At 54.0% G+C, this 17,707-nt stretch carries 18 protein-coding genes; 15 read left to right on the top strand and 3 right to left on the bottom strand.

The annotated features are described in order from the left end of the window. The first annotated feature begins 83 nt into the window (after positions 1 to 83). The 4 genes from PZBJ_RS14685 to ubiA all read left to right on the top strand — a co-directional run bounded on the left by PZBJ_RS14685 (position 84) and on the right by ubiA (position 2,754). Positions 84 to 782 (top strand): UTRA domain-containing protein, encoded by a 699-nt coding sequence (locus PZBJ_RS14685; protein WP_101763074.1) that lies wholly within the window; start codon positions 84 to 86, stop codon positions 780 to 782. Positions 783 to 850: 68 nt separating this feature from the next. Next, on the top strand, positions 851 to 1,261 hold the full coding sequence (psiE, locus tag PZBJ_RS14680; RefSeq protein ID WP_061718383.1) for a phosphate-starvation-inducible protein PsiE: 411 nt from the start codon (positions 851 to 853) through the stop codon (positions 1,259 to 1,261). A gap of 82 nt (positions 1,262 to 1,343) precedes the next feature. Continuing rightward, entirely contained in the window at positions 1,344 to 1,862 is a 519-nt protein-coding gene (ubiC, locus tag PZBJ_RS14675; protein WP_101763073.1) for a chorismate lyase, read from the top strand. 7 nt (positions 1,863 to 1,869) lie between these two features. Beyond that, a complete protein-coding gene (ubiA, locus tag PZBJ_RS14670) occupies positions 1,870 to 2,754 on the top strand; it encodes a 4-hydroxybenzoate octaprenyltransferase (protein WP_101763072.1) in 885 nt (294 codons plus the stop codon). Positions 2,755 to 2,802: 48 nt separating this feature from the next. Here the strand turns inward: ubiA and plsB are convergent, their stop codons facing one another. Further along, positions 2,803 to 5,226 carry a glycerol-3-phosphate 1-O-acyltransferase PlsB gene (gene plsB, locus PZBJ_RS14665; RefSeq protein WP_101763071.1) on the bottom strand — a complete coding sequence of 808 codons (2,424 nt, stop codon included), beginning with the start codon at positions 5,224 to 5,226 and terminating at the stop codon, positions 2,803 to 2,805. Between the two features lie 127 nt (positions 5,227 to 5,353). Here plsB and PZBJ_RS14660 point away from each other — a divergent pair, with 127 nt between their 5' ends. From PZBJ_RS14660 to PZBJ_RS14645, 4 genes are all read left to right on the top strand, one after another. Next, a complete protein-coding gene (locus tag PZBJ_RS14660) occupies positions 5,354 to 5,722 on the top strand; it encodes a diacylglycerol kinase (RefSeq protein ID WP_101763070.1) in 369 nt (122 codons plus the stop codon). A gap of 105 nt (positions 5,723 to 5,827) precedes the next feature. Beyond that, positions 5,828 to 6,442 (top strand): transcriptional repressor LexA, encoded by a 615-nt coding sequence (lexA, locus tag PZBJ_RS14655; RefSeq protein WP_008109941.1) that lies wholly within the window; start codon positions 5,828 to 5,830, stop codon positions 6,440 to 6,442. 136 nt (positions 6,443 to 6,578) lie between these two features. After that, positions 6,579 to 7,901 (top strand): MATE family efflux transporter DinF, encoded by a 1,323-nt coding sequence (dinF, locus tag PZBJ_RS14650; protein ID WP_101763069.1) that lies wholly within the window; start codon positions 6,579 to 6,581, stop codon positions 7,899 to 7,901. 164 nt (positions 7,902 to 8,065) lie between these two features. Continuing rightward, positions 8,066 to 8,278: a CsbD family protein gene (locus PZBJ_RS14645; RefSeq protein ID WP_101763068.1), complete on the top strand. Its 213-nt coding sequence runs from the start codon at positions 8,066 to 8,068 to the stop codon at positions 8,276 to 8,278. A 75-nt stretch (positions 8,279 to 8,353) separates the two neighbouring features. Here the strand turns inward: PZBJ_RS14645 and zur are convergent, their stop codons facing one another. Then, positions 8,354 to 8,872: a zinc uptake transcriptional repressor Zur gene (zur, locus tag PZBJ_RS14640; RefSeq protein WP_101763067.1), complete on the bottom strand. Its 519-nt coding sequence runs from the start codon at positions 8,870 to 8,872 to the stop codon at positions 8,354 to 8,356. 451 nt (positions 8,873 to 9,323) lie between these two features. On the opposite strand from zur, the gene PZBJ_RS14635 reads away from it, so the two are divergent. The 3 genes from PZBJ_RS14635 (at position 9,324) to pspG (ending at position 12,170) form a co-directional block, all read left to right on the top strand. Further along, positions 9,324 to 10,574, top strand: coding sequence for a conjugal transfer protein TraF (locus PZBJ_RS14635; RefSeq protein WP_101763066.1), 1,251 nt, complete (start codon positions 9,324 to 9,326; stop codon positions 10,572 to 10,574). A 96-nt stretch (positions 10,575 to 10,670) separates the two neighbouring features. Next, entirely contained in the window at positions 10,671 to 11,669 is a 999-nt protein-coding gene (dusA, locus tag PZBJ_RS14630) for a tRNA dihydrouridine(20/20a) synthase DusA (protein WP_101763065.1), read from the top strand. Between the two features lie 234 nt (positions 11,670 to 11,903). Beyond that, positions 11,904 to 12,170 (top strand): envelope stress response protein PspG, encoded by a 267-nt coding sequence (pspG, locus tag PZBJ_RS14625; protein WP_101763064.1) that lies wholly within the window; start codon positions 11,904 to 11,906, stop codon positions 12,168 to 12,170. Between the two features lie 194 nt (positions 12,171 to 12,364). Here the strand turns inward: pspG and PZBJ_RS14620 are convergent, their stop codons facing one another. Next, positions 12,365 to 13,348, bottom strand: coding sequence for a quinone oxidoreductase (locus tag PZBJ_RS14620; protein WP_101763063.1), 984 nt, complete (start codon positions 13,346 to 13,348; stop codon positions 12,365 to 12,367). Positions 13,349 to 13,421: 73 nt separating this feature from the next. Here PZBJ_RS14620 and dnaB point away from each other — a divergent pair, with 73 nt between their 5' ends. The 4 genes from dnaB to PZBJ_RS14600 all read left to right on the top strand — a co-directional run bounded on the left by dnaB (position 13,422) and on the right by PZBJ_RS14600 (position 17,533). Next, positions 13,422 to 14,828, top strand: a complete 1,407-nt coding sequence (dnaB, locus tag PZBJ_RS14615; protein WP_101763062.1) for a replicative DNA helicase — start codon at positions 13,422 to 13,424, stop codon at positions 14,826 to 14,828. 128 nt (positions 14,829 to 14,956) lie between these two features. Next, a complete protein-coding gene (locus tag PZBJ_RS14610) occupies positions 14,957 to 15,448 on the top strand; it encodes an Lrp/AsnC family transcriptional regulator (protein WP_097095220.1) in 492 nt (163 codons plus the stop codon). Positions 15,449 to 15,676: 228 nt separating this feature from the next. Next, the gene (locus PZBJ_RS14605; protein WP_008109953.1) at positions 15,677 to 16,291 is read left to right on the top strand and encodes a YitT family protein; all 615 of its coding nucleotides are present in this window, start codon (positions 15,677 to 15,679) and stop codon (positions 16,289 to 16,291) included. Positions 16,292 to 16,339: 48 nt separating this feature from the next. Next, positions 16,340 to 17,533 carry an amino acid aminotransferase gene (locus tag PZBJ_RS14600; protein ID WP_101763128.1) on the top strand — a complete coding sequence of 398 codons (1,194 nt, stop codon included), beginning with the start codon at positions 16,340 to 16,342 and terminating at the stop codon, positions 17,531 to 17,533. The last annotated feature ends 174 nt before the right edge of the window (positions 17,534 to 17,707 follow it).

Here is a 17,707-nt window from a genome sequence, read left to right as displayed (position 1 = left end):
GCGCTAAAGCGTGGGTTGTTCTCTGTCACATTGTAGTCATCGAACTGTCATAGTGCAGATTTGCCCCAAAATGAGGCTGAAAAATGATGTCGAAAACGGCGGATGTGATTGCAGCAGGGCTGCGGGAACGCATTGAAAGCGGTGAATTTGCCGGTGGTCGTTTGCCCGCCGAACGTAGCTTAAGCGAACACTATTCCACCACGCGCATTACGCTGCGTGAGGCGCTGGGTTTGCTGGAAGCGCAGGGCATTATCTATCGTGAATTGCGTCGTGGCTGGTTTCTCGCACCGCCTCGGCTGGTCTACAACCCCTCTCATCACAGCCATTTTCACGCCATGGCCGCTGAGCAAGGCCGTATTGCCAGCACTGAAGTGCTGGAGGCGCGCGAAGTGCCAGCGCAATTAGCCATCGCGCGTCATCTGCAACTGCTGGAGGGCGATCGGGTTTACCGCATTCGCCGTTTGCGCCGTATTGATGGCCGCGCCGTGTTGTATGTCGAGCATTACCTCAATCCCGCCTTCTTTCCGGGATTGCTGGATGAAGACCTGACGCGTTCACTCACCGATCTGTATGACCAGCGCTATGGCATTCGCTACGGCGGCGCGCGTTTTACCATTTTGCCGGGACCGCTGCCGGTGCGCGCTGCGCCCGCGCTCAACGTGGCGAGCGGCACGCCTGGATTGTTGATTACCCGCATCAATCGCGATCAGCACAAGCGCGTGATTGATTGCGACTGCGAGTTCTGGCGCTATGACGCGCTGTGTGTGGATGTCGAAGTATAAATATTGTGATTTTGATCACACTACAGCATGATAGCGCCAGTGAGTAATTGAGAGCGTGAGGCGCAAAAATGACAATAAAAACAGGGGTTGGGCAGTACATCTCTTTAGCATTGCAGTGGGTGCTGAATATTGGTCTGATCATTCTGGCCATTATTCTGGTGGTGTTCCTCGGTAAAGAAACCATTCATCTGGCCAACGTGCTGTTGAGCACCGGTGAGCAGACGTCTTCCTATCTGCTGATTGAAGGCATCGTTATCTATTTCCTCTACTTCGAATTTATCGCCTTGATTGTGAAGTACTTTCAGTCGGGCTATCACTTCCCGCTGCGCTACTTCATCTACATCGGCATCACGGCGATTATCCGCCTGATCATCGTCGACCATAAAAATCCGTTCGATACGCTCTACTACTCGGCGGCGATTTTGATTCTGGTGGTGACGCTGTGGTTGGCGAACAGTAACCGCCTGAAACGCGAGTAATAATATCGCGTGGCACAACGAGCCGTGCCACGCATTCTCCTCTGCGCTAAACTAGGGCAACTTTTTTCCCGGAGATGTCCTGATGTCGCATGACGCGCTGCGCCAGTTACGCGCACTGCACTGGCTGCCAGCCTCTTCACCGCAGCTTTCTGCCCCGCTACTTGACTGGTTAATGGAAGAAGACTCCATGACGCGTCGCTTCGAGCAGCATTGCCAGCAAGTGACCGTAAAACTGATCCGCGAAGCGTTTATTGGCGCTGAAGAGATCTCGGAGGAAGCGGAATTTTTGCCCGCCGACCCGCGCTTCTGGTTACGTGAAATTGTGCTGTGCGGTGATGGCGAACCCTGGCTGATTGGCCGCACCGTGGTGCCAGAAAGCACGCTGAACGGCCCCGAGCAGATGCTGCAACAGCTCGGTACGCGCCCGCTTGGCCGCTATCTATTCTCTTCATCTACCCTGAGTCGCGATTTTATCAATCCCGGTCAGGTTGGCGATTTATGGGGACGCCGTTCCCGCCTGCGTTTGTCGGGCAAGCCGCTGCTGTTAACTGAACTATTTTTACCGGCGTCGCCGCTCTATCGCGCGCTGGATCAAGGATAAAACCACTGTGCAAAACACCTTACCCATGACCAAATGGCAGGCTTACTGCCGCCTGATGCGTATCGATAAACCCATCGGCACTGTGTTACTGCTGTGGCCAACTCTGTGGGCACTGTGGCTCTCCGGCATGGCGATTCCACCGCTGCCGGTGCTGCTGGTGTTTGTGCTCGGCGTTATCGTGATGCGTGCTGCTGGCTGCGTCATCAATGATTACGCTGACCGCAAAATCGATGGTCACGTCAAGCGCACGGCGTCACGTCCGCTGGCCAGCGGCGCGGTATCCGGGAAAGAGGCGAAGCTGCTGTTTGCCGGTCTCGGTTTGCTGGCGTTTATGCTGGTGTTGACCATGAACACCATGACCATTTTGCTGTCGTTTGGCGGCCTGGCGCTGGCGTGGGTTTATCCGTTTATGAAGCGCTACACGCATCTGCCGCAGGTGGTGCTCGGCGCAGCGTTTGGTTGGGCGATTCCGATGGGATGGGCAGCAGTTAGTGAGTCCTTACCTTTAGTCTGCTGGCTGGTTTTCCTGGCGAACATCTGCTGGACGGTGGCCTATGACACGCAGTACGCGATGGTCGATCGCGATGACGATTTGAAGATCGGCGTAAAATCAACGGCGATTCTGTTTGGCCGTTACGACAAACTGATTATTGGTTTACTGCAGCTGGCAACGCTCGGTTTGATGGCGCTGGTGGGCATGATGCTTCAACTGAATGGGGCGTTTTACTGGTCGCTGCTGCTGGCTGCGGGCTTGTTTGTGCATCAGCAGAAGCTAATTGCCCAGCGCGAGCGCGATCCCTGCTTCCAGGCGTTTCTGAATAACAACTATGTGGGCATGGTGCTGTTTCTCGGCATTCTGCTCAGCACCGTGCCGTTCGCGGATCTGTTATAAACAAAAAAGGCGCACTGAAGTGCGCCTTTTTATTAGCTTATCGCCGCGTTAATCGTGGGTGACCGCGCTTTCAATCGTCAGACGCACGTCGCTGGTCACCAGTTCCGCCAGCATCTGCCACATCATATGACTGCGTTCGGCATCGGCATCGCCTTTGTCACTGATATATCCTTCATCACGCAGCGTGAGTACCAGCGCAGTAAACACTGCTTTATCAAAGAACTCTGGTGCGTTGATACCGTGCAGCACAGACAGGCGTTGAGCCAGCGTGCGGCTCTCTTTCTCCAGCGTGCCACGGTTGATGGCCGGTTTCGCGCTGAGGATAGCGAAGGTAATCGCGAAGCGTTGCAGCGTCTCACGAATACCCGCCGCCAGCAGTTGCAGCGAACGGTGACGTGCCGGCGTCATTCTTAGTTGACCATCCTGCAAGGTGATCAGGCCCTGACGCGCCATCTCTGCACAGAGTGCGTTAAGTAGCGCAGGCAACTCTGTCTTGTCCCAGCGCAAGAACAACTCGCTCTTTAGCATCGGATATACCAGGCTAACCTGACGCAGCAGCTCTGCTTCGCTGATTTCACGATGTTGCTGCACGATGGCGGCAATCAACGATGGCATCACCAACATGTGATGAATGTTGTTGCGATAGTAGGTCATCAGCACCGCCTGCTCGCGCGGCAGAATGATGATGTCGCCAATGCTGTCTTGCTCGGTCTCGAACTTGTTCATGCCCATGGCGTGATCAAGCAGCGCTTCGGCGCTCATGTCAGGCACCGTGGCTTCTGGCGAATAGGGCACATTGCGCAGCAGCTGGGTGTAGCACTCTAACTGCTCAATCAGCTGTTCGCGGGTCAGTGAACGCTGACGTGACGCCAGCAGTGCGGTGACGCACAGGTTCATGGCGTTGGCTGCACCGGCTTCGTTGATGCGCACCATCAGCTTCGCCGCAATGTCATTCACGGCGGGCGTCATCCAGGCTGGGCGTTGCGGTTCGATAGGATCAATCGCATCTCGCCATTCGGGCACGTTTTTGTTCAGATAGTTCATCAACGGCAGGGGTTCACCGAAGTTAACGTAGCCCTGGCCGAGATTGCGCAGCTTACGTAAACCGCGCACCATCTGCAGGAAACTCTCTTTCTCTTTGGCCGCACCCCGCAGCTCTTTGGCGTAGGTGCCCACTTCCATCACATGCTCGTAGCCAATGTAAATCGGCACGAAGGTGATTGGACGACTGCCGCCGCGCAGCATCGCCTGCAGCGTCATTGATAGGGTGCCGGTTTTTGGATCCAGCAAACGACCGGTACGCGAACGTCCGCCTTCCACAAAGTATTCCACGGAGTAACCCCGGCTAAACAGCTCGCCAAGATATTCACGGAACACGGTGGAATAGAGTTTGTTGCCCTTAAAGGTACGACGAATAAAGAAGGCGCCCAGACGACGGAAAATCGGGCCGGCTGGCCAGAAGTTCAGGTTAATACCGGCAGCAATGTGCGGCGGCACCAGGCCTTGATGATAAAGCACGTAGGAGAGCAGCAGGTAATCCATGTGGCTGCGGTGGCAGGGCACATACACAATCTCATGACCATCCTGCGCCAGCTGACGCACGCGCTCACCGCCATGCACGTTGATGCCCTGATACAGGCGGCTCCACAGCCAGCCCATCACGCGGTCAGTGACTTTAATCGCTTCATAAGAGAAGTCCGCCGCCACTTCTTCCATCATTTCGATGGCGTTCTGCTGGGCTTTCTCATGCGAAATCTTTTTGCTGCGCGCTTCATCTTCTACTGCTTTTTCGATCGCTTTGGATTGTAACAGCTTGTTGAAGAGATCCTGACGTGCAGGCAGACGCGGGCCGACCGCGGCCAGACGTTGGCGGGCAAAATGAATGCGCGCCACGCGAGCCAGCTTTTGGGCAATCGACTTATCGGTGCCGTGCTCGGTCGCCATCTGGCGCAACGAAACGGTTTGCGAGAAGCGAACAAAGCTGTCGCGGCCGTGCCACAAAATGGCGAAGAACTTCTGCACGCCATTGAGCACGCGCAGATGCGGCGTGGATTCACCGGAGGTTTCACGTCCCGGCGCACGACCAAACATCACCGCGACCGGCAGCATTTGCACATCGAGTTGCGGGTTGCTGCGGTGCAAATCCAGATAATCGTGGAACAGCTTTACCGATTCGGGATTGGCCACGAAATAGGGAATTACGCGTGGGCCATCGTGAATAAACACGTGGCGCGGCAGCAGGGTGCCATCGATCTCCAGCGGAGCCAGCGGATCGGGCAGATCATGTTTCAGGCATTGAGCACGCAGTGTGAGCAGGTCAGCCTTTGAATCATAAGGCAAAACATACATCACCGGACGTGTCGGATCGATCCCATGTTCAGAGATAGGATCGGTCGGAATGACCTTACTTTTTACCAAAATAGAGAGTGGTAAATTCAATAATTTGTAATAGAGTTTACGCCAACCTGACATAGACAACTTTAAGCCTCTTGTTAGCAAAGCGCGGCAAGCATACCAGAAAGCGCAGCGAAGGTCTGTGGCTCTGCCGCCTCATACTGCCCACACATTGACGTCAAAATAGTTCAAGGGTTCCATAGACATGGCAAATAACGTCACCGGTTTAGTAAGAATAGTGAAAGCCGCCGGTTATTCCTGGCAGGGCCTGCGTGCCGCATGGCAGCACGAAGCCGCTTTTCGGCAGGAAGCCATTGCCGCGCTGGTGGCCATTCTCGTGGCTTGCTGGCTGGATGTAGATACCCTTTCCCGCATCCTGATGATTGGCTCGGTAGTGCTGGTTATCATCGTTGAGATCCTTAATAGCGCTATCGAAGCGGTGGTCGACCGCATCGGGCAGGAGCAACATCCGCTCGCGGGCCGCGCCAAAGATATGGGATCGGCTGCCGTATTGCTGACTATCTTACTGGCTCTGTTCGTCTGGATCGCGCTGCTCTGGACGCATTTGAGATAGGGATTCCAGATTCATTAAACCGCTGATTTTTCCCTCTGTTACGGTTTTCATTTCGCGAATACCTGTATATACTCACAGCGACTGTATAAACAACCAGGGGGCGGGATGAAAGCGTTAACTGCACGGCAGCAACAGGTCTATGACCTGATTCGCGACCATATTAACCAGACGGGCATGCCGCCAACGCGTGCGGAAATTGCTGCGCAACTGGGTTTCCGCTCGCCCAATGCTGCCGAAGAGCATCTGAAAGCGCTGGCGCGTAAAGGCGTAATTGAAATTGTTTCCGGCGCATCGCGCGGGATTCGTTTGCTGATGGAAGAAGAACCGAGCGAAGGGCTGCCGCTGATTGGCCGCGTCGCTGCCGGTGAACCTTTGCTGGCACAAGAACACATCGAAGCCCACTATCAGGTGGATGCTAACCTCTTTAAACCGAGCGCCGATTTCCTGCTGCGCGTGAGCGGTATGTCGATGAAAGACATCGGCATTATGGATGGCGATCTGTTAGCGGTACACAAAACGCAGGAAGTGCGTAACGGCCAGGTTGTCGTGGCGCGCATTGATGATGAAGTCACAGTGAAACGCTGGAAAAAGCAGGGTGCGATTGTCCATCTGCTGCCGGAAAACACCGATTTTCAGCCGATTGTCGTGGACACCCGTGAGCAGTCGCTAACCGTTGAAGGTTTAGCTGTCGGGATTGTGCGCAACGGCGAGTGGCTCTGATCAGTTTCTGATCCACTTTAACTGCGGCGGTGCGTGTTTGCGCTGACCGCAGTCTGCTGTTTTACTTCTCTGTGACTCTTTCTGCGGCTCATTCTGGCGCCATTACGCTGATTACCGCACACAACGGAATGGGCTAATGCAGCTGTTTTCCTCTTCAGATAAAACGCTCTGGCGGCTAGCGCTGCCGATGATCCTGTCAAATATCACCGTCCCATTACTGGGTGTAGTGGATACCGCCGTTATTGGTCATCTCGATAGCCCGATCTACCTCGGTGGCGTCGCCGTGGGCACAACCGCCACCAGCTTCATCTTTATGCTCCTGCTGTTCCTGCGCATGAGCACCACCGGACTCACCGCTCAGGCATTTGGCGCCAATGACAAAACGGCGCTGGCGCGCGCCTTAACACAACCGCTACTGATTGCGCTGGTTTTTGGTGCGCTGTTTATGGTGCTGCGAACGCCGATCAGCAGCCTGGCGGCAGCTTTAATGGGTGGCAGCCCGGAAGTGCAGCAACAGGCGAAAATATTCATTGAGATTCGCTGGCTGAGTGCGCCCGCAACCTTGGCCAATTTGGTGATTCTTGGCTGGCTGCTGGGCGTGCAGTATGCGCGGGCACCGATGGTGCTGCTAATCATCGGCAACCTGGTGAATATCCTGCTGGATCTGCTGTTCGTGCTCAAACTGCATTGGGGTGTCGCCGGAGCGGCGGCGGCTACCGTGCTGGCAGAATATGTCACGCTGGGCGTGGGTTTATGGATGGTGGCGCGGGTGCTAAAGATGCGCGGTATCCATTTTGCTTTACTCAAAAGCAGCTGGCGCGGCGATGCGGCGCGGCTATTCCGCCTCAATCGCGACATTATGCTGCGGTCTTTGATGCTGCAAATCTGCTTCGCGTCGCTCACCATCCTTGGCGCACGCATTGGGCCGGATGTAGTGGCAGTCAATGCGGTGCTGCTGATGTTCCTCACTTTCACCGCATACGCGCTGGATGGATTTGCCTACGCGGTTGAAGCCTGTTCGGGTGAAGCGGTTGGGGCCAAAGATCGCAGCCGACTATTGCTGATTTGGCATGCGGCTTGTCGCCAGGCATGCTTCGTCGCCGCGATCTTTGCGCTGATTTATGCATTCACCGGTCCGGAGATTGTGGCGATGCTGACGTCACTGGAAGCGCTACGAGAGATGGCCGACCGCTATCTGATTTGGCAAGTGATTCTGCCGCTGGTTGGCGTCTGGTGCTATCTGCTGGACGGCATGTTTATCGGCGCGACGCGCGGGCGTGAGATGCGCAACAGCATGGTGATGGCGGCGATCGGCTACGGTGTCTCGCTGCTCACGCTGCCGTGGCTCGGTAATCACGGTTTATGGCTGGCGGTGACGGTATTCCTCGCGTTACGCGGACTCACGCTGTGGCTCATTTGGCGTGGTCACTGGCGGCGCGATAGCTGGTTTAACGCCTGAATAAGCGAAGCGTAACCTACAGATTAATCTGTATTTCTCTGCAAACTGCGAAGCGGCTACTACAATTACCTCATACGGCGCATATGAGTAGCGCGTTGTCTGGGTATATCGCCAGCTAAGCAGGCAATATATCTATCTCACTCAGGATGTAGTGGAGGAATATTATGAACAAAGACGAAGCGAGCGGAAACTGGAAGCAGTTCAAAGGCAAATTCAAAGAGAAGTGGGGCAAGCTAACCGACGACGACTTCACTGTGATCGAAGGCAAACGCGAACAGCTGGTTGGTAAAATCCAGGAACGCTACGGTTATGGTAAAGACCAGGCCGAGAAAGAAGTGAAAGACTGGGAAACAACCAACAAAGATTACCGCTGGTAATCTCACTTCACGGATGATGCTCCTACCCGCCAATCATTTAGCGTAGTGATTGGCCCGGCACAAGGATGTGCCTCCCTATTTTCTTACCCGCTTTTTACCCTCGACTTGATGGTCATGCTCGCAGCTTTCATGGTGCGTGCAAGCCGCCACTTCTGCGCAATTTTCGCACAGGCCATGTGCCTCAATTACGGTATGTCGCAGAGAAAATCCCGCCTGATCCGCTAATGCAGCGATGGTTTTTTCCACGCCATGAGCATGTTTTTCGCTTACTGCCGCACAACCGTCACACACCAACATCACCGAAGTATGTGCTGGCTCATCAAAATGATGGCAAACCACGTAACTATTATTTGACTCTACGCGATGAATAAATCCCTGTTCCAGCAGGAAATCCAGCGCGCGATAGATGGTGGGCGGTTTTGCTTGCGGTTCACTGACACGCAGTTGATCTAGCAAATCGTAAGCGCTTATCGAACCATTCTGCTCTGCCATTAAGCGCAACACTTCGGCGCGTTGAGTGGTGAGGCGCACGCCGCGATCAAGGCAAAGTGATTCGGCCTGGGTAAGAAGTTGTTCTGGCGTGAGGTTTGACATACGCATTCTCCGGGTTGCAGGTGATGTTATTTTATCACACAAATTTTTACGCTGCTGTGATTGCTTATTGTCCTTAAAATCCCTAAGAAAATTCTCCCCAATCAATAGATTACCATCGCCATTTTCCCGTCAATATTGCTGCAACCCTTATGTCTGTAAAATGCGTCCGACCAGGCAGCGCAACGCCTGCACGGATTTTGCTTTGCAACTCACCGGGTTAGCGGCTATGGTTCAAAAGGTCTTAAGTAATTTCTGGTATCAATTAACCCACTGTTAATTTTTCTGCATAAAAACACAGCGGAATGGCGTGGAAGCGTCCAATTCTGCGAATAGCAGTGCTATTTCCTTTTAATTCACAGCAATGAAGCGTTAGCCAGGGTTCAGAATAGCGGCTAACTAAACTTTCAGTCGGTGAGTGATTCAGCGACATTTCAAAGGTGATGGCAGGCTCATGGCGAAGACATTATTCAGGCACAAAAAAGTAGCTTATCTTGTTGGTTTGAATGCAGTATTTCTCTCTTCCTCAGCTCTGGCAGCAGGTACATGGTACGACGCGCGTAACGACGCAATGGGCGGTACCGGCGTAGCCTCCTCCACCTGGAGTTCAGCGGTGCTGGCTAACCCAGCATTGATGACCAAGGCGCAGCCTGAAGATAACGTCAGCATCATTCTGCCCTCAGCCGGCGCACAGGTTACCGATAAAGACAAATTGATTGATCGCGTTGACGACATTACCGATACCGTTGATCGTTATCAGGACGTGATCGATGACCTAACCTTTCAGGATTACCTCAATGGTTACCCGCAGCTGAAGGCCGCCGCAGGCGATATGGCAAACCAGCTCAGCGATCTGCGTGGTAATAAAGCTCACGCGACAGCCGGTGTGGCCGTGGCCGTCACCGTTCCGAATGAAACCTTACCTTTTGCCTTTATCACCAAGGCTTACGGCACTGCGATTGTGCGCGCCAACGTGGCAGATAGCGATATTGCCTACCTGCGCGCGGTTGCCAATGGCACGAGAGTGCCTGTGCCGGGTGATGAAAATAATTTGCGCTCCAGCGCCAATGGCCTGGCGGCATTAGTCACCGATTATGGTGTGTCAGTCGCGCATGAGTTCTCGATTGCCGGCCATCCGGTTTCTGTCGGCGTGACGCCAAAGCTGCAGAAAACCTGGCTGTATAACTACACCGCGAGTATCTACAACTACGACAAGAGCGACATCAACAGCAGCCGCTACCGCAGCAGCGATACCGGTTTCAACATGGATGCGGGTGTCGCAACAGATTTCGGTGAGAACTGGACCTTTGGCGTGACCGGACAAAACCTGATCTCGCGCGATCTCGATACTAAAGAGGTAAACGGTTACCGCGATACTTATCAAATTCGTCCGCTGGTCACTACAGGGCTTTCCTGGAATAACGGGCCATTCACGCTGGCTGGGGATGTTGATCTGACTGAAACCAAGCGCTTCAAGTCGGAAGACACCAGCCAATATGCTGGCGTAGGTGCGGAATATCGTGTGCTGGATTGGCTGGCGCTGCGTGCCGGCTATCGCGCCGATCTGAAGTCGACCGATACTGACGTGTTCACCGCCGGTTTGGGTGTGTCACCGTTCAACAATGCTGTCCATCTGGACCTGGCCGGTTCTGTAGGTAAAGACAACACCGTAGGTGCCATGCTGCAGCTCGGATTCAACTTCTAATTACCCGTCTGATAACGGGCGGCTGTGCCGCCCGTTTTGCTGTGATATGATTGCGCAGTTTCTCATCACTTACTTACTGCGGATTTACTGCGTTTCATGACCGATACTTTCTCCTCGCAACGTTTTTCCATCGCCCCAATGCTCGACTGGACCGATCGTCACTGTCGTTATTTTCACCGTAAGCTGAGCGGTGACACGCTGCTGTACACCGAAATGGTGACGACCGGCGCGATCATTCATGGTAAAGGCGACTATCTGGCCTACAGCGAGGAAGAACATCCGCTGGCGCTGCAGCTGGGTGGCAGCGATCCCGCCGCACTGGCGCAGTGCGCTAAGCTGGCAGAAGAGCGTGGCTACGATGAGATCAACCTCAATGTGGGTTGTCCATCCGATCGCGTCCAGAACGGCCGTTTTGGCGCCTGCCTGATGGGCGATGCGGCGCTGGTTGCCGACTGCATTAGAGCGATGCGTGATGTGGTGAGCATTCCGGTGACGGTCAAAACTCGCATCGGTATTGATGAGCAGGACAGCTACGAATTCCTGTGTGATTTTATTGGCACCGTGGCGCAACAGGGCGGCTGCGATACTTTTATTATCCACGCGCGCAAAGCGTGGCTATCGGGTTTAAGTCCGAAAGAGAATCGCGAGATTCCGCCGCTCGATTATCCCCGCGTTTACCAGCTGAAGCGCGATTTCCCGGCGCTGACCATGGCGATTAATGGCGGCATCAAAACGCTGGAAGAGGCCAAACTGCATCTGCAGCATATGGATGGCGTGATGATGGGGCGCGAAGCCTATCAGAATCCGGGCATTCTGGCGCAGGTTGACCGCGAGCTGTTCGGTCGCGATACGCCGCGCGTCGATCCGGTAGCGGTGGTGCGCTCGATGTATCCCTACATTGAAGCTGAACTATCCAAAGGCATGTACCTCGGCCATGTGACGCGCCATATGCTTGGCCTGTTCCAGGGCATTCCGGGTGCGCGCCAGTGGCGTCGCTATTTAAGTGAAAACGCCCACAAACCCGGCGCCGATGTGCGCGTGCTGGAAGCGGCGTTAGCGCTGGTAGCGGATAAGATCCCCCAAGAAGTGATGTAATCACTGTTTAGCATGCCGGAACCTTCCGGTTTGATACGGTGCGCCTTCATGCGCACCGTAAAGCCAGTATCATAATTTTATAGATGGTTATTTCTACGCCGAGAATTAGTTTTTTTCATCACCTCATTATTTCTTCATTCAACTATTGTCCAATGCTTTCAAGCAGTTAGCTATTTTTATAACCTGGCACGTATCTTGTAATGTTCCTGATGTTACTTACACAGGAGAGCCTTCGTGGAAATTCTATTTGTTATCGGCTTTTTTCTGATGCTGCTGTTCACCGGCGTTTCGTTGCTGGGCGTTATTGCAGCATTGGTGGTGGCGACCGCTTTGATGTTCTTTGGCGGATTGCTGGCAATTGTTATTAAAGTGTTGCCATGGCTGGTATTGGCGGTTGTCGCTGTCTGGCTTTATCGGGCATTTACCACGCCTTCAGGTGAGGCAAAGATGCGCAGGCTGAAAAGAAAAATCAGCGACTTAGATAGAAGGGACTGGCGCTAATTGCGGTGACGATCACAGACTCGGATATTGCTTAGCATTATTCCGCATTTAAACATATTTTTTACTTATGTTTTCTGTCAGGATGATTGGCGTTGTTTCAAACGAATTCATCGCCGCTGTCCCTACACCAGCGCGAACTATAAAAAGAAAGAAAAAAGGGGCTTCCTACGGGAAGCCCCGTTTGCATTTAGCGATCAGGGAATCAGCAGGCTGGAACCCTGAGTCGCGCGGCTCTCCAGCACCTGATGCGCGCGCACCGCGTCACTCAAGGCAAATTTCTGCTGCTCGGGCACGTTAAGCTGAATCGCGCGGCTGGCGATCAATGAGAACAACTCATTGCTGGCGGCATCCAGTTCTTCACGGTTGGTGATGTAACCGAACAGCGAAGGTCGGGTGACGAACAGCGAGCCTTTCTTGTTGAGAATGCCGAGATCAATGCCGGTAACCGGACCCGACGCATTACCAAAGCTGACCATTAACCCGTGGCGACGCAGGCTATCTAGCGAAGGTTCCCAGGTATCTTTCCCCACCGAGTCATACACCACGGCCACTTTCTCGCCATGGGTCAACTCGCTGACGCGCTTCGCGATATTCTCTTCACGATAGTTAATTGTCGCCCAGGCACCGGCATCTTTAGCTATCTTCGCTTTCTCAGCCGAACCCACCGTGCCAATCAGATGTGCGCCGAGCGCTTTGGCCCATTGGCAGGCGATCAAACCCACGCCACCCGCGGCGGCGTGGAACAGGAAGATTTCATCAGCTTTCACTTTATAGGTTTGGCGCAGCAGATACTGCACGGTTAAACCTTTGAGGAAAGAGGCCGCGCCTTGCTCAAAGGAGATGCTGTCCGGCAGGATCACCAGACGATCTTCCGCCACATTGTGCACTTCGCTGTAGGCGCCCAGCGCGGCCTGGCAATAGACCACGCGATCGCCCGCCTTAAACCGCGTCACCGCCGATCCGACGCGCTTCACCACGCCGGCTGCTTCGGTACCCAGGCCGGAAGGGAAGCTGCTTTGCGGATACAAGCCGCTACGCACGTAGGTATCAATGTAGTTAATGCCAATTGCCTTGTTTTCCACCTGCACTTCATGTTCGGCGGGATCGGCCAGTTCGAAATCGACCCATTGCAGTACATCTGGGCCGCCGTGTTGGTTGAACTGAATACGCTTTGCCATTCTGACTCCTGTGATTGTTCATCCTGGGACGGTATACTTGCGCGTCCCTTTCACGATCGGTAATGCATTCACTATGGCAGGAAATAAACCCACCAACAAATCGAACGAACCCCGCGATCGGCAACTGGAAGGCGTGAAAATGCCGCCGCATTCCATAGAAGCGGAGCAGTCGGTGCTCGGTGGGTTGATGCTGGATAACCAGCGCTGGGACAACGTTTCTGAACGCGTCGTCGCCAGTGATTTCTTCAACCGCTCGCACCGTCTGATTTTCACGGAAATGCAGCGTTTGCTGGAAGCTGGCCAGCCGATCGACCTGATTACGCTCTCTGAATCGCTGGAAACGCTAGGTGAATTAGAGATGGCCGGCGGCTTCGCCTATCTGGCCGAACTGGCAAAAAATACGCCAAGTGCCGCGAACATTGGTGCTTATGCCGATATCGTGCGCGAACGTGCAGTGGTGCGCGAGATGATCTCGGTGGCGAACCAAATCGCCGATGCCGGTTACGATCCGCAAGGACGGAGCAGTGAAGATCTGCTCGACTTCGCCGAATCGAACGTTTTCAAAATTGCTGAACAGCGCGCTAATAAAGATCAGGGCCCGCAGAATATCGAGCAGATTCTGGAAGCCACGGTATCGCGCATTGAGTCGCTGGTCTCAACGCCGCACGACGGCGTCACCGGCGTCGATACCGGCTATCAGGATTTGAACAAAAAAACCGCCGGTTTACAGGGCTCGGATCTGATCATCGTCGCGGCGCGTCCTTCGATGGGTAAAACCACCTTCGCCATGAATTTGTGCGAAAACGCCGCGATGTTGCAGGACAAGCCGGTGTTGATTTTCAGCCTGGAGATGCCCAGCGAGCAGCTGATGATGCGTATGCTGGCGTCGCTGTCGCGCGTAGATCAGACGCGCATTCGTACCGGTCAGCTGGAAGATGAAGATTGGGCGCGCATTTCCGCCACCATGGGGATTTTGCTTGAGAAGAAGAACATGTTTATCGATGACTCTTCTGGCCTGACGCCCACCGAAGTGCGCTCACGCGCGCGCCGCATCTTCCGTGAAAATGGCGGGTTGAGCCTGATCATGATCGACTACCTGCAGCTGATGCGCGTGCCTGCGCTGTCGGACAATCGTACGCTGGAGATCGCTGAAATCTCGCGCTCACTTAAAGCGCTGGCGAAAGAGCTGAATGTGCCGGTGGTGGCGCTGTCGCAGCTAAACCGCTCACTGGAACAACGTGCGGATAAGCGCCCAGTGAACTCGGATCTGCGTGAATCAGGTTCGATCGAGCAGGATGCCGACTTGATCATGTTCATCTACCGTGACGAGGTGTATCACGAAAACAGCGATCTTAAAGGCATCGCCGAGATCATCCTGGGTAAGCAGCGTAACGGCCCGATCGGTACGGTACGCTTGACCTTTAATGGCCAATGGTCGCGCTTTGATAACTACGCTGGCCCGCAATACGACGACGAATAACCCTTTCATTCCGGATGCATGCACGTTTTGTGCATGCATTTCACGTCATCAGAAAATAGTGTTGGACAACCCCGGCTTTAATCAGGTTATCTGTAGCAAAGCGCCCCTTATTACGCTGTGGAAACAGAATGACTCAGGTAGACGATCACGACCTTAAGATATTGACATTATTACAATCTAACGGACGCCTCACCAACCAGGAACTCAGTGATTTAGTCGGACTTTCGGCGTCGCAATGTTCACGCCGCCGCATCAATCTTGAGCAGGCCAATCTCATTCTCGGCTATCACGCACGCCTCTCGCCCGACGCGGTGGGCCTTGGCATGGTGGGATTGATTGAAGTGCGATTGAAAAACCATACGCCGGATTATGAAGAGAGTTTCCATCGCATGGTGGAAGAAGAAGCCGCGATCGTTGATGCGTTCAAAACCACCGGCGATGCTGATTATCTGCTGAAAGTGGCGGTGGCCGATCTGGCTTCACTGAGCGCGCTGATCAGCCAGTTAGTGGCTGGCCATCAAAGCGTGGCGCACGTGAAAACTTCCGTGGTATTGAGCCGTTTGAAAGAGAACGGTTTGATGATCATCCCGCAGCACAAAACGCGCCAAAAAAGTGCGTGACGTGCTAATCTGGTGCAATTATTGCCTTAATAATGCAAAAAACGCGCACCAGAAAACAGATTTGTGCATGGGTTGATGGTTTAAGTCTCAACTGATGCACAAAAACCTGCAATAAAGCGCCTTAGTTATCAATTGGATAATCACTGGCACCCATCGGCGGCGAGCGTACGCCGCCGATGTGGTGCGTTTTTTGCATTTGAACCGCATCATTTGCAATGAGATTAACCCATGGATAACGTTGTTCAACCCACTAAAGTTCCGCATTCGCTGATTGAAGATGCGCTGGCGATAGTCCTCGGCACGCTAATGGTCTCTTTCGGCGTCATTATGCTGAAACAGGCGGGCGCACTCACCGGCAGTTCTGCCGGTATTGCCTTCTTAATCAGCTATTTGTCACCGCTCTCCTTCGGTAGCGCCTTCTTCCTGATCAACCTGCCATTTTACTGGCTGGCCGTGCGGCGCATGGGCTGGGAATTTACCCTGAAAACCTTCTGCGCGGTTGGCCTGGTGTCGCTGTTCACCCATCTGCATCCACTGTTTGTGCATTTTTCTGCGCTAAATCCGTTTTATGCGACACTGTTCGGTAACGTGGTGATGGGCATTGGGTTTATAGTGTTGTTCCGTCACAAAGCCAGCCTCGGCGGTATTAATATTTTGGCGCTCTGGCTGCAGGACCGCATCGGTCTGCGTGCCGGAAAACTGCAAATGGCGGTCGATACCTGCGTGGTATTAGCGTCGCTGTTTGTGGTGTCGTTACCGATGCTGTTTGCTTCAATCGCGGGCGCGGTGATCCTCAATCTCATCATCGCAATGAATCATCGTCCCGGCCGTTACATGGTTTGATGACGCATCTTTACCTCTTATTTATGACCAATCATGGAGATCTGCACCGTGTTTCAAAACGTTGATGCCTATGCCGGCGATCCGATTCTGTCGTTGATGGAAACCTTCAAACAAGATCCGCGCGATAACAAAGTAAACCTAAGCATTGGTCTCTATTACAACGAAGCGGGCATCATTCCTCAGCTGCAGGCGGTTGCCGCAGCAGAAGAGCGCCTGCAGGCGCAGCCGCATCAGGCGTCGCTGTATCTGCCGATGGAAGGTCTGAACGCTTACCGTAACGCCATTGCACCGCTGTTGTTCGGTAAACAACATCCGATGCTGCAAGCGGGCCGCATTGCGTCCATCCAGACGTTGGGCGGCTCAGGCGCGCTGAAAGTCGGTGCTGATTTCCTTAAGCGTTACTTCCCGGCGTCCAACGTGTGGGTGAGCGATCCGACGTGGGAAAACCACGTCGCGATCTTCAACGGTGCCGGTTTCGAGGTGAATACCTATCCGTGGTATGACGCGGAAACCAACGGCGTGAAGTTTGATGCGTTCATCGCCAAACTGAAAACCTTGCCGAAGCAATCCATCGTGCTGCTGCACCCGTGCTGCCATAACCCAACCGGCGCCGATCTCACCAACGCACAGTGGGATGAAACCACCGAAGTACTGAAAGCGCAGGAGCTGATTCCGTTCCTCGATATCGCTTATCAGGGCTTTGGCGCGGGCATGGAAGCGGATGCTTATGCGATTCGCGCGATTGCGGCAGCGGGTCTGCCTGCGCTGGTCAGCAACTCGTTCTCCAAGATTTTCTCGCTGTATGGCGAGCGCGTTGGCGGCCTGTCTATTGTCTGCGATAGCGCGGAAGAGTCTGCTCGTGTGCTGGGCCAGCTGAAAGCCACCGTGCGCCGCAATTACTCCAGCCCGCCAAACTTCGGTGCGCAGGTGGTTTCCTGCGTACTGAACGACGAAGCGCTGCTCAACAACTGGCTGGCAGAAGTCGAAGCGATGCGTCTGCGCATCATCGACATGCGTCAGGCATTGGTTGAAGTATTGAGTACCAAACTGCCGGGACAAAACTTTGATTACCTGCTGAAACAGCGTGGCATGTTCAGCTATACCGGCTTGAGCGCGCAGCAGGTTGACCGTCTGCGTGATGAGTTTGGCGTGTATCTGATCGCCAGCGGTCGCATGTGCGTTGCCGGCCTGAACAGCCGTAACGTCAACCAGGTTGCTGAGGCGTTTGCTGCGGTGATGTAACTTCACTGCGACGGCGCGCCACAAAAAACCGCCAACATGGTTTGGCGGTTTTTTATTTATAACTTTTTTTAACTATAAACCGGACTGGTCTCGTTAGCGCTTCTCCCCATGAGTGTAAATATCCTCCAGCCTGAAACGGCGCGAGAGCGGCAATGTAGTCGCATATTTAAACTC

It is taken from the genome of Pantoea endophytica (assembly GCF_002858935.1).
Classification (GTDB): Bacteria; Pseudomonadota; Gammaproteobacteria; order Enterobacterales; family Enterobacteriaceae; genus Pantoea; species Pantoea leporis.
The sequence above is the reverse complement of the archived record's forward strand: the minus strand, read 5'-3'. Positions and strand labels throughout refer to the sequence as shown.

What these genes read in the sequence shown, in the direction of transcription:
- dnaB (WP_101763062.1), top strand. Translation starts at nt 13,422, where the DNA reads ATGGCAGGAAATAAACCCACCAACAAATCGAACGAACCCCGCGATCGG.
- PZBJ_RS14660 (WP_101763070.1), top strand. Translation starts at nt 5,354, where the DNA reads ATGGCAAATAACGTCACCGGTTTAGTAAGAATAGTGAAAGCCGCCGGT.
- PZBJ_RS14645 (WP_101763068.1), top strand. Translation starts at nt 8,066, where the DNA reads ATGAACAAAGACGAAGCGAGCGGAAACTGGAAGCAGTTCAAAGGCAAA.
- dinF (WP_101763069.1), top strand. Translation starts at nt 6,579, where the DNA reads ATGCAGCTGTTTTCCTCTTCAGATAAAACGCTCTGGCGGCTAGCGCTG.
- PZBJ_RS14635 (WP_101763066.1), top strand. Translation starts at nt 9,324, where the DNA reads ATGGCGAAGACATTATTCAGGCACAAAAAAGTAGCTTATCTTGTTGGT.
- PZBJ_RS14605 (WP_008109953.1), top strand. Translation starts at nt 15,677, where the DNA reads ATGGATAACGTTGTTCAACCCACTAAAGTTCCGCATTCGCTGATTGAA.
- zur (WP_101763067.1), bottom strand. Translation starts at nt 8,872, where the DNA reads ATGTCAAACCTCACGCCAGAACAACTTCTTACCCAGGCCGAATCACTT.
- lexA (WP_008109941.1), top strand. Translation starts at nt 5,828, where the DNA reads ATGAAAGCGTTAACTGCACGGCAGCAACAGGTCTATGACCTGATTCGC.
- ubiC (WP_101763073.1), top strand. Translation starts at nt 1,344, where the DNA reads ATGTCGCATGACGCGCTGCGCCAGTTACGCGCACTGCACTGGCTGCCA.
- dusA (WP_101763065.1), top strand. Translation starts at nt 10,671, where the DNA reads ATGACCGATACTTTCTCCTCGCAACGTTTTTCCATCGCCCCAATGCTC.
- PZBJ_RS14620 (WP_101763063.1), bottom strand. Translation starts at nt 13,348, where the DNA reads ATGGCAAAGCGTATTCAGTTCAACCAACACGGCGGCCCAGATGTACTG.
- plsB (WP_101763071.1), bottom strand. Translation starts at nt 5,226, where the DNA reads ATGTCAGGTTGGCGTAAACTCTATTACAAATTATTGAATTTACCACTC.
- PZBJ_RS14685 (WP_101763074.1), top strand. Translation starts at nt 84, where the DNA reads ATGATGTCGAAAACGGCGGATGTGATTGCAGCAGGGCTGCGGGAACGC.
- PZBJ_RS14610 (WP_097095220.1), top strand. Translation starts at nt 14,957, where the DNA reads ATGACTCAGGTAGACGATCACGACCTTAAGATATTGACATTATTACAA.
- psiE (WP_061718383.1), top strand. Translation starts at nt 851, where the DNA reads ATGACAATAAAAACAGGGGTTGGGCAGTACATCTCTTTAGCATTGCAG.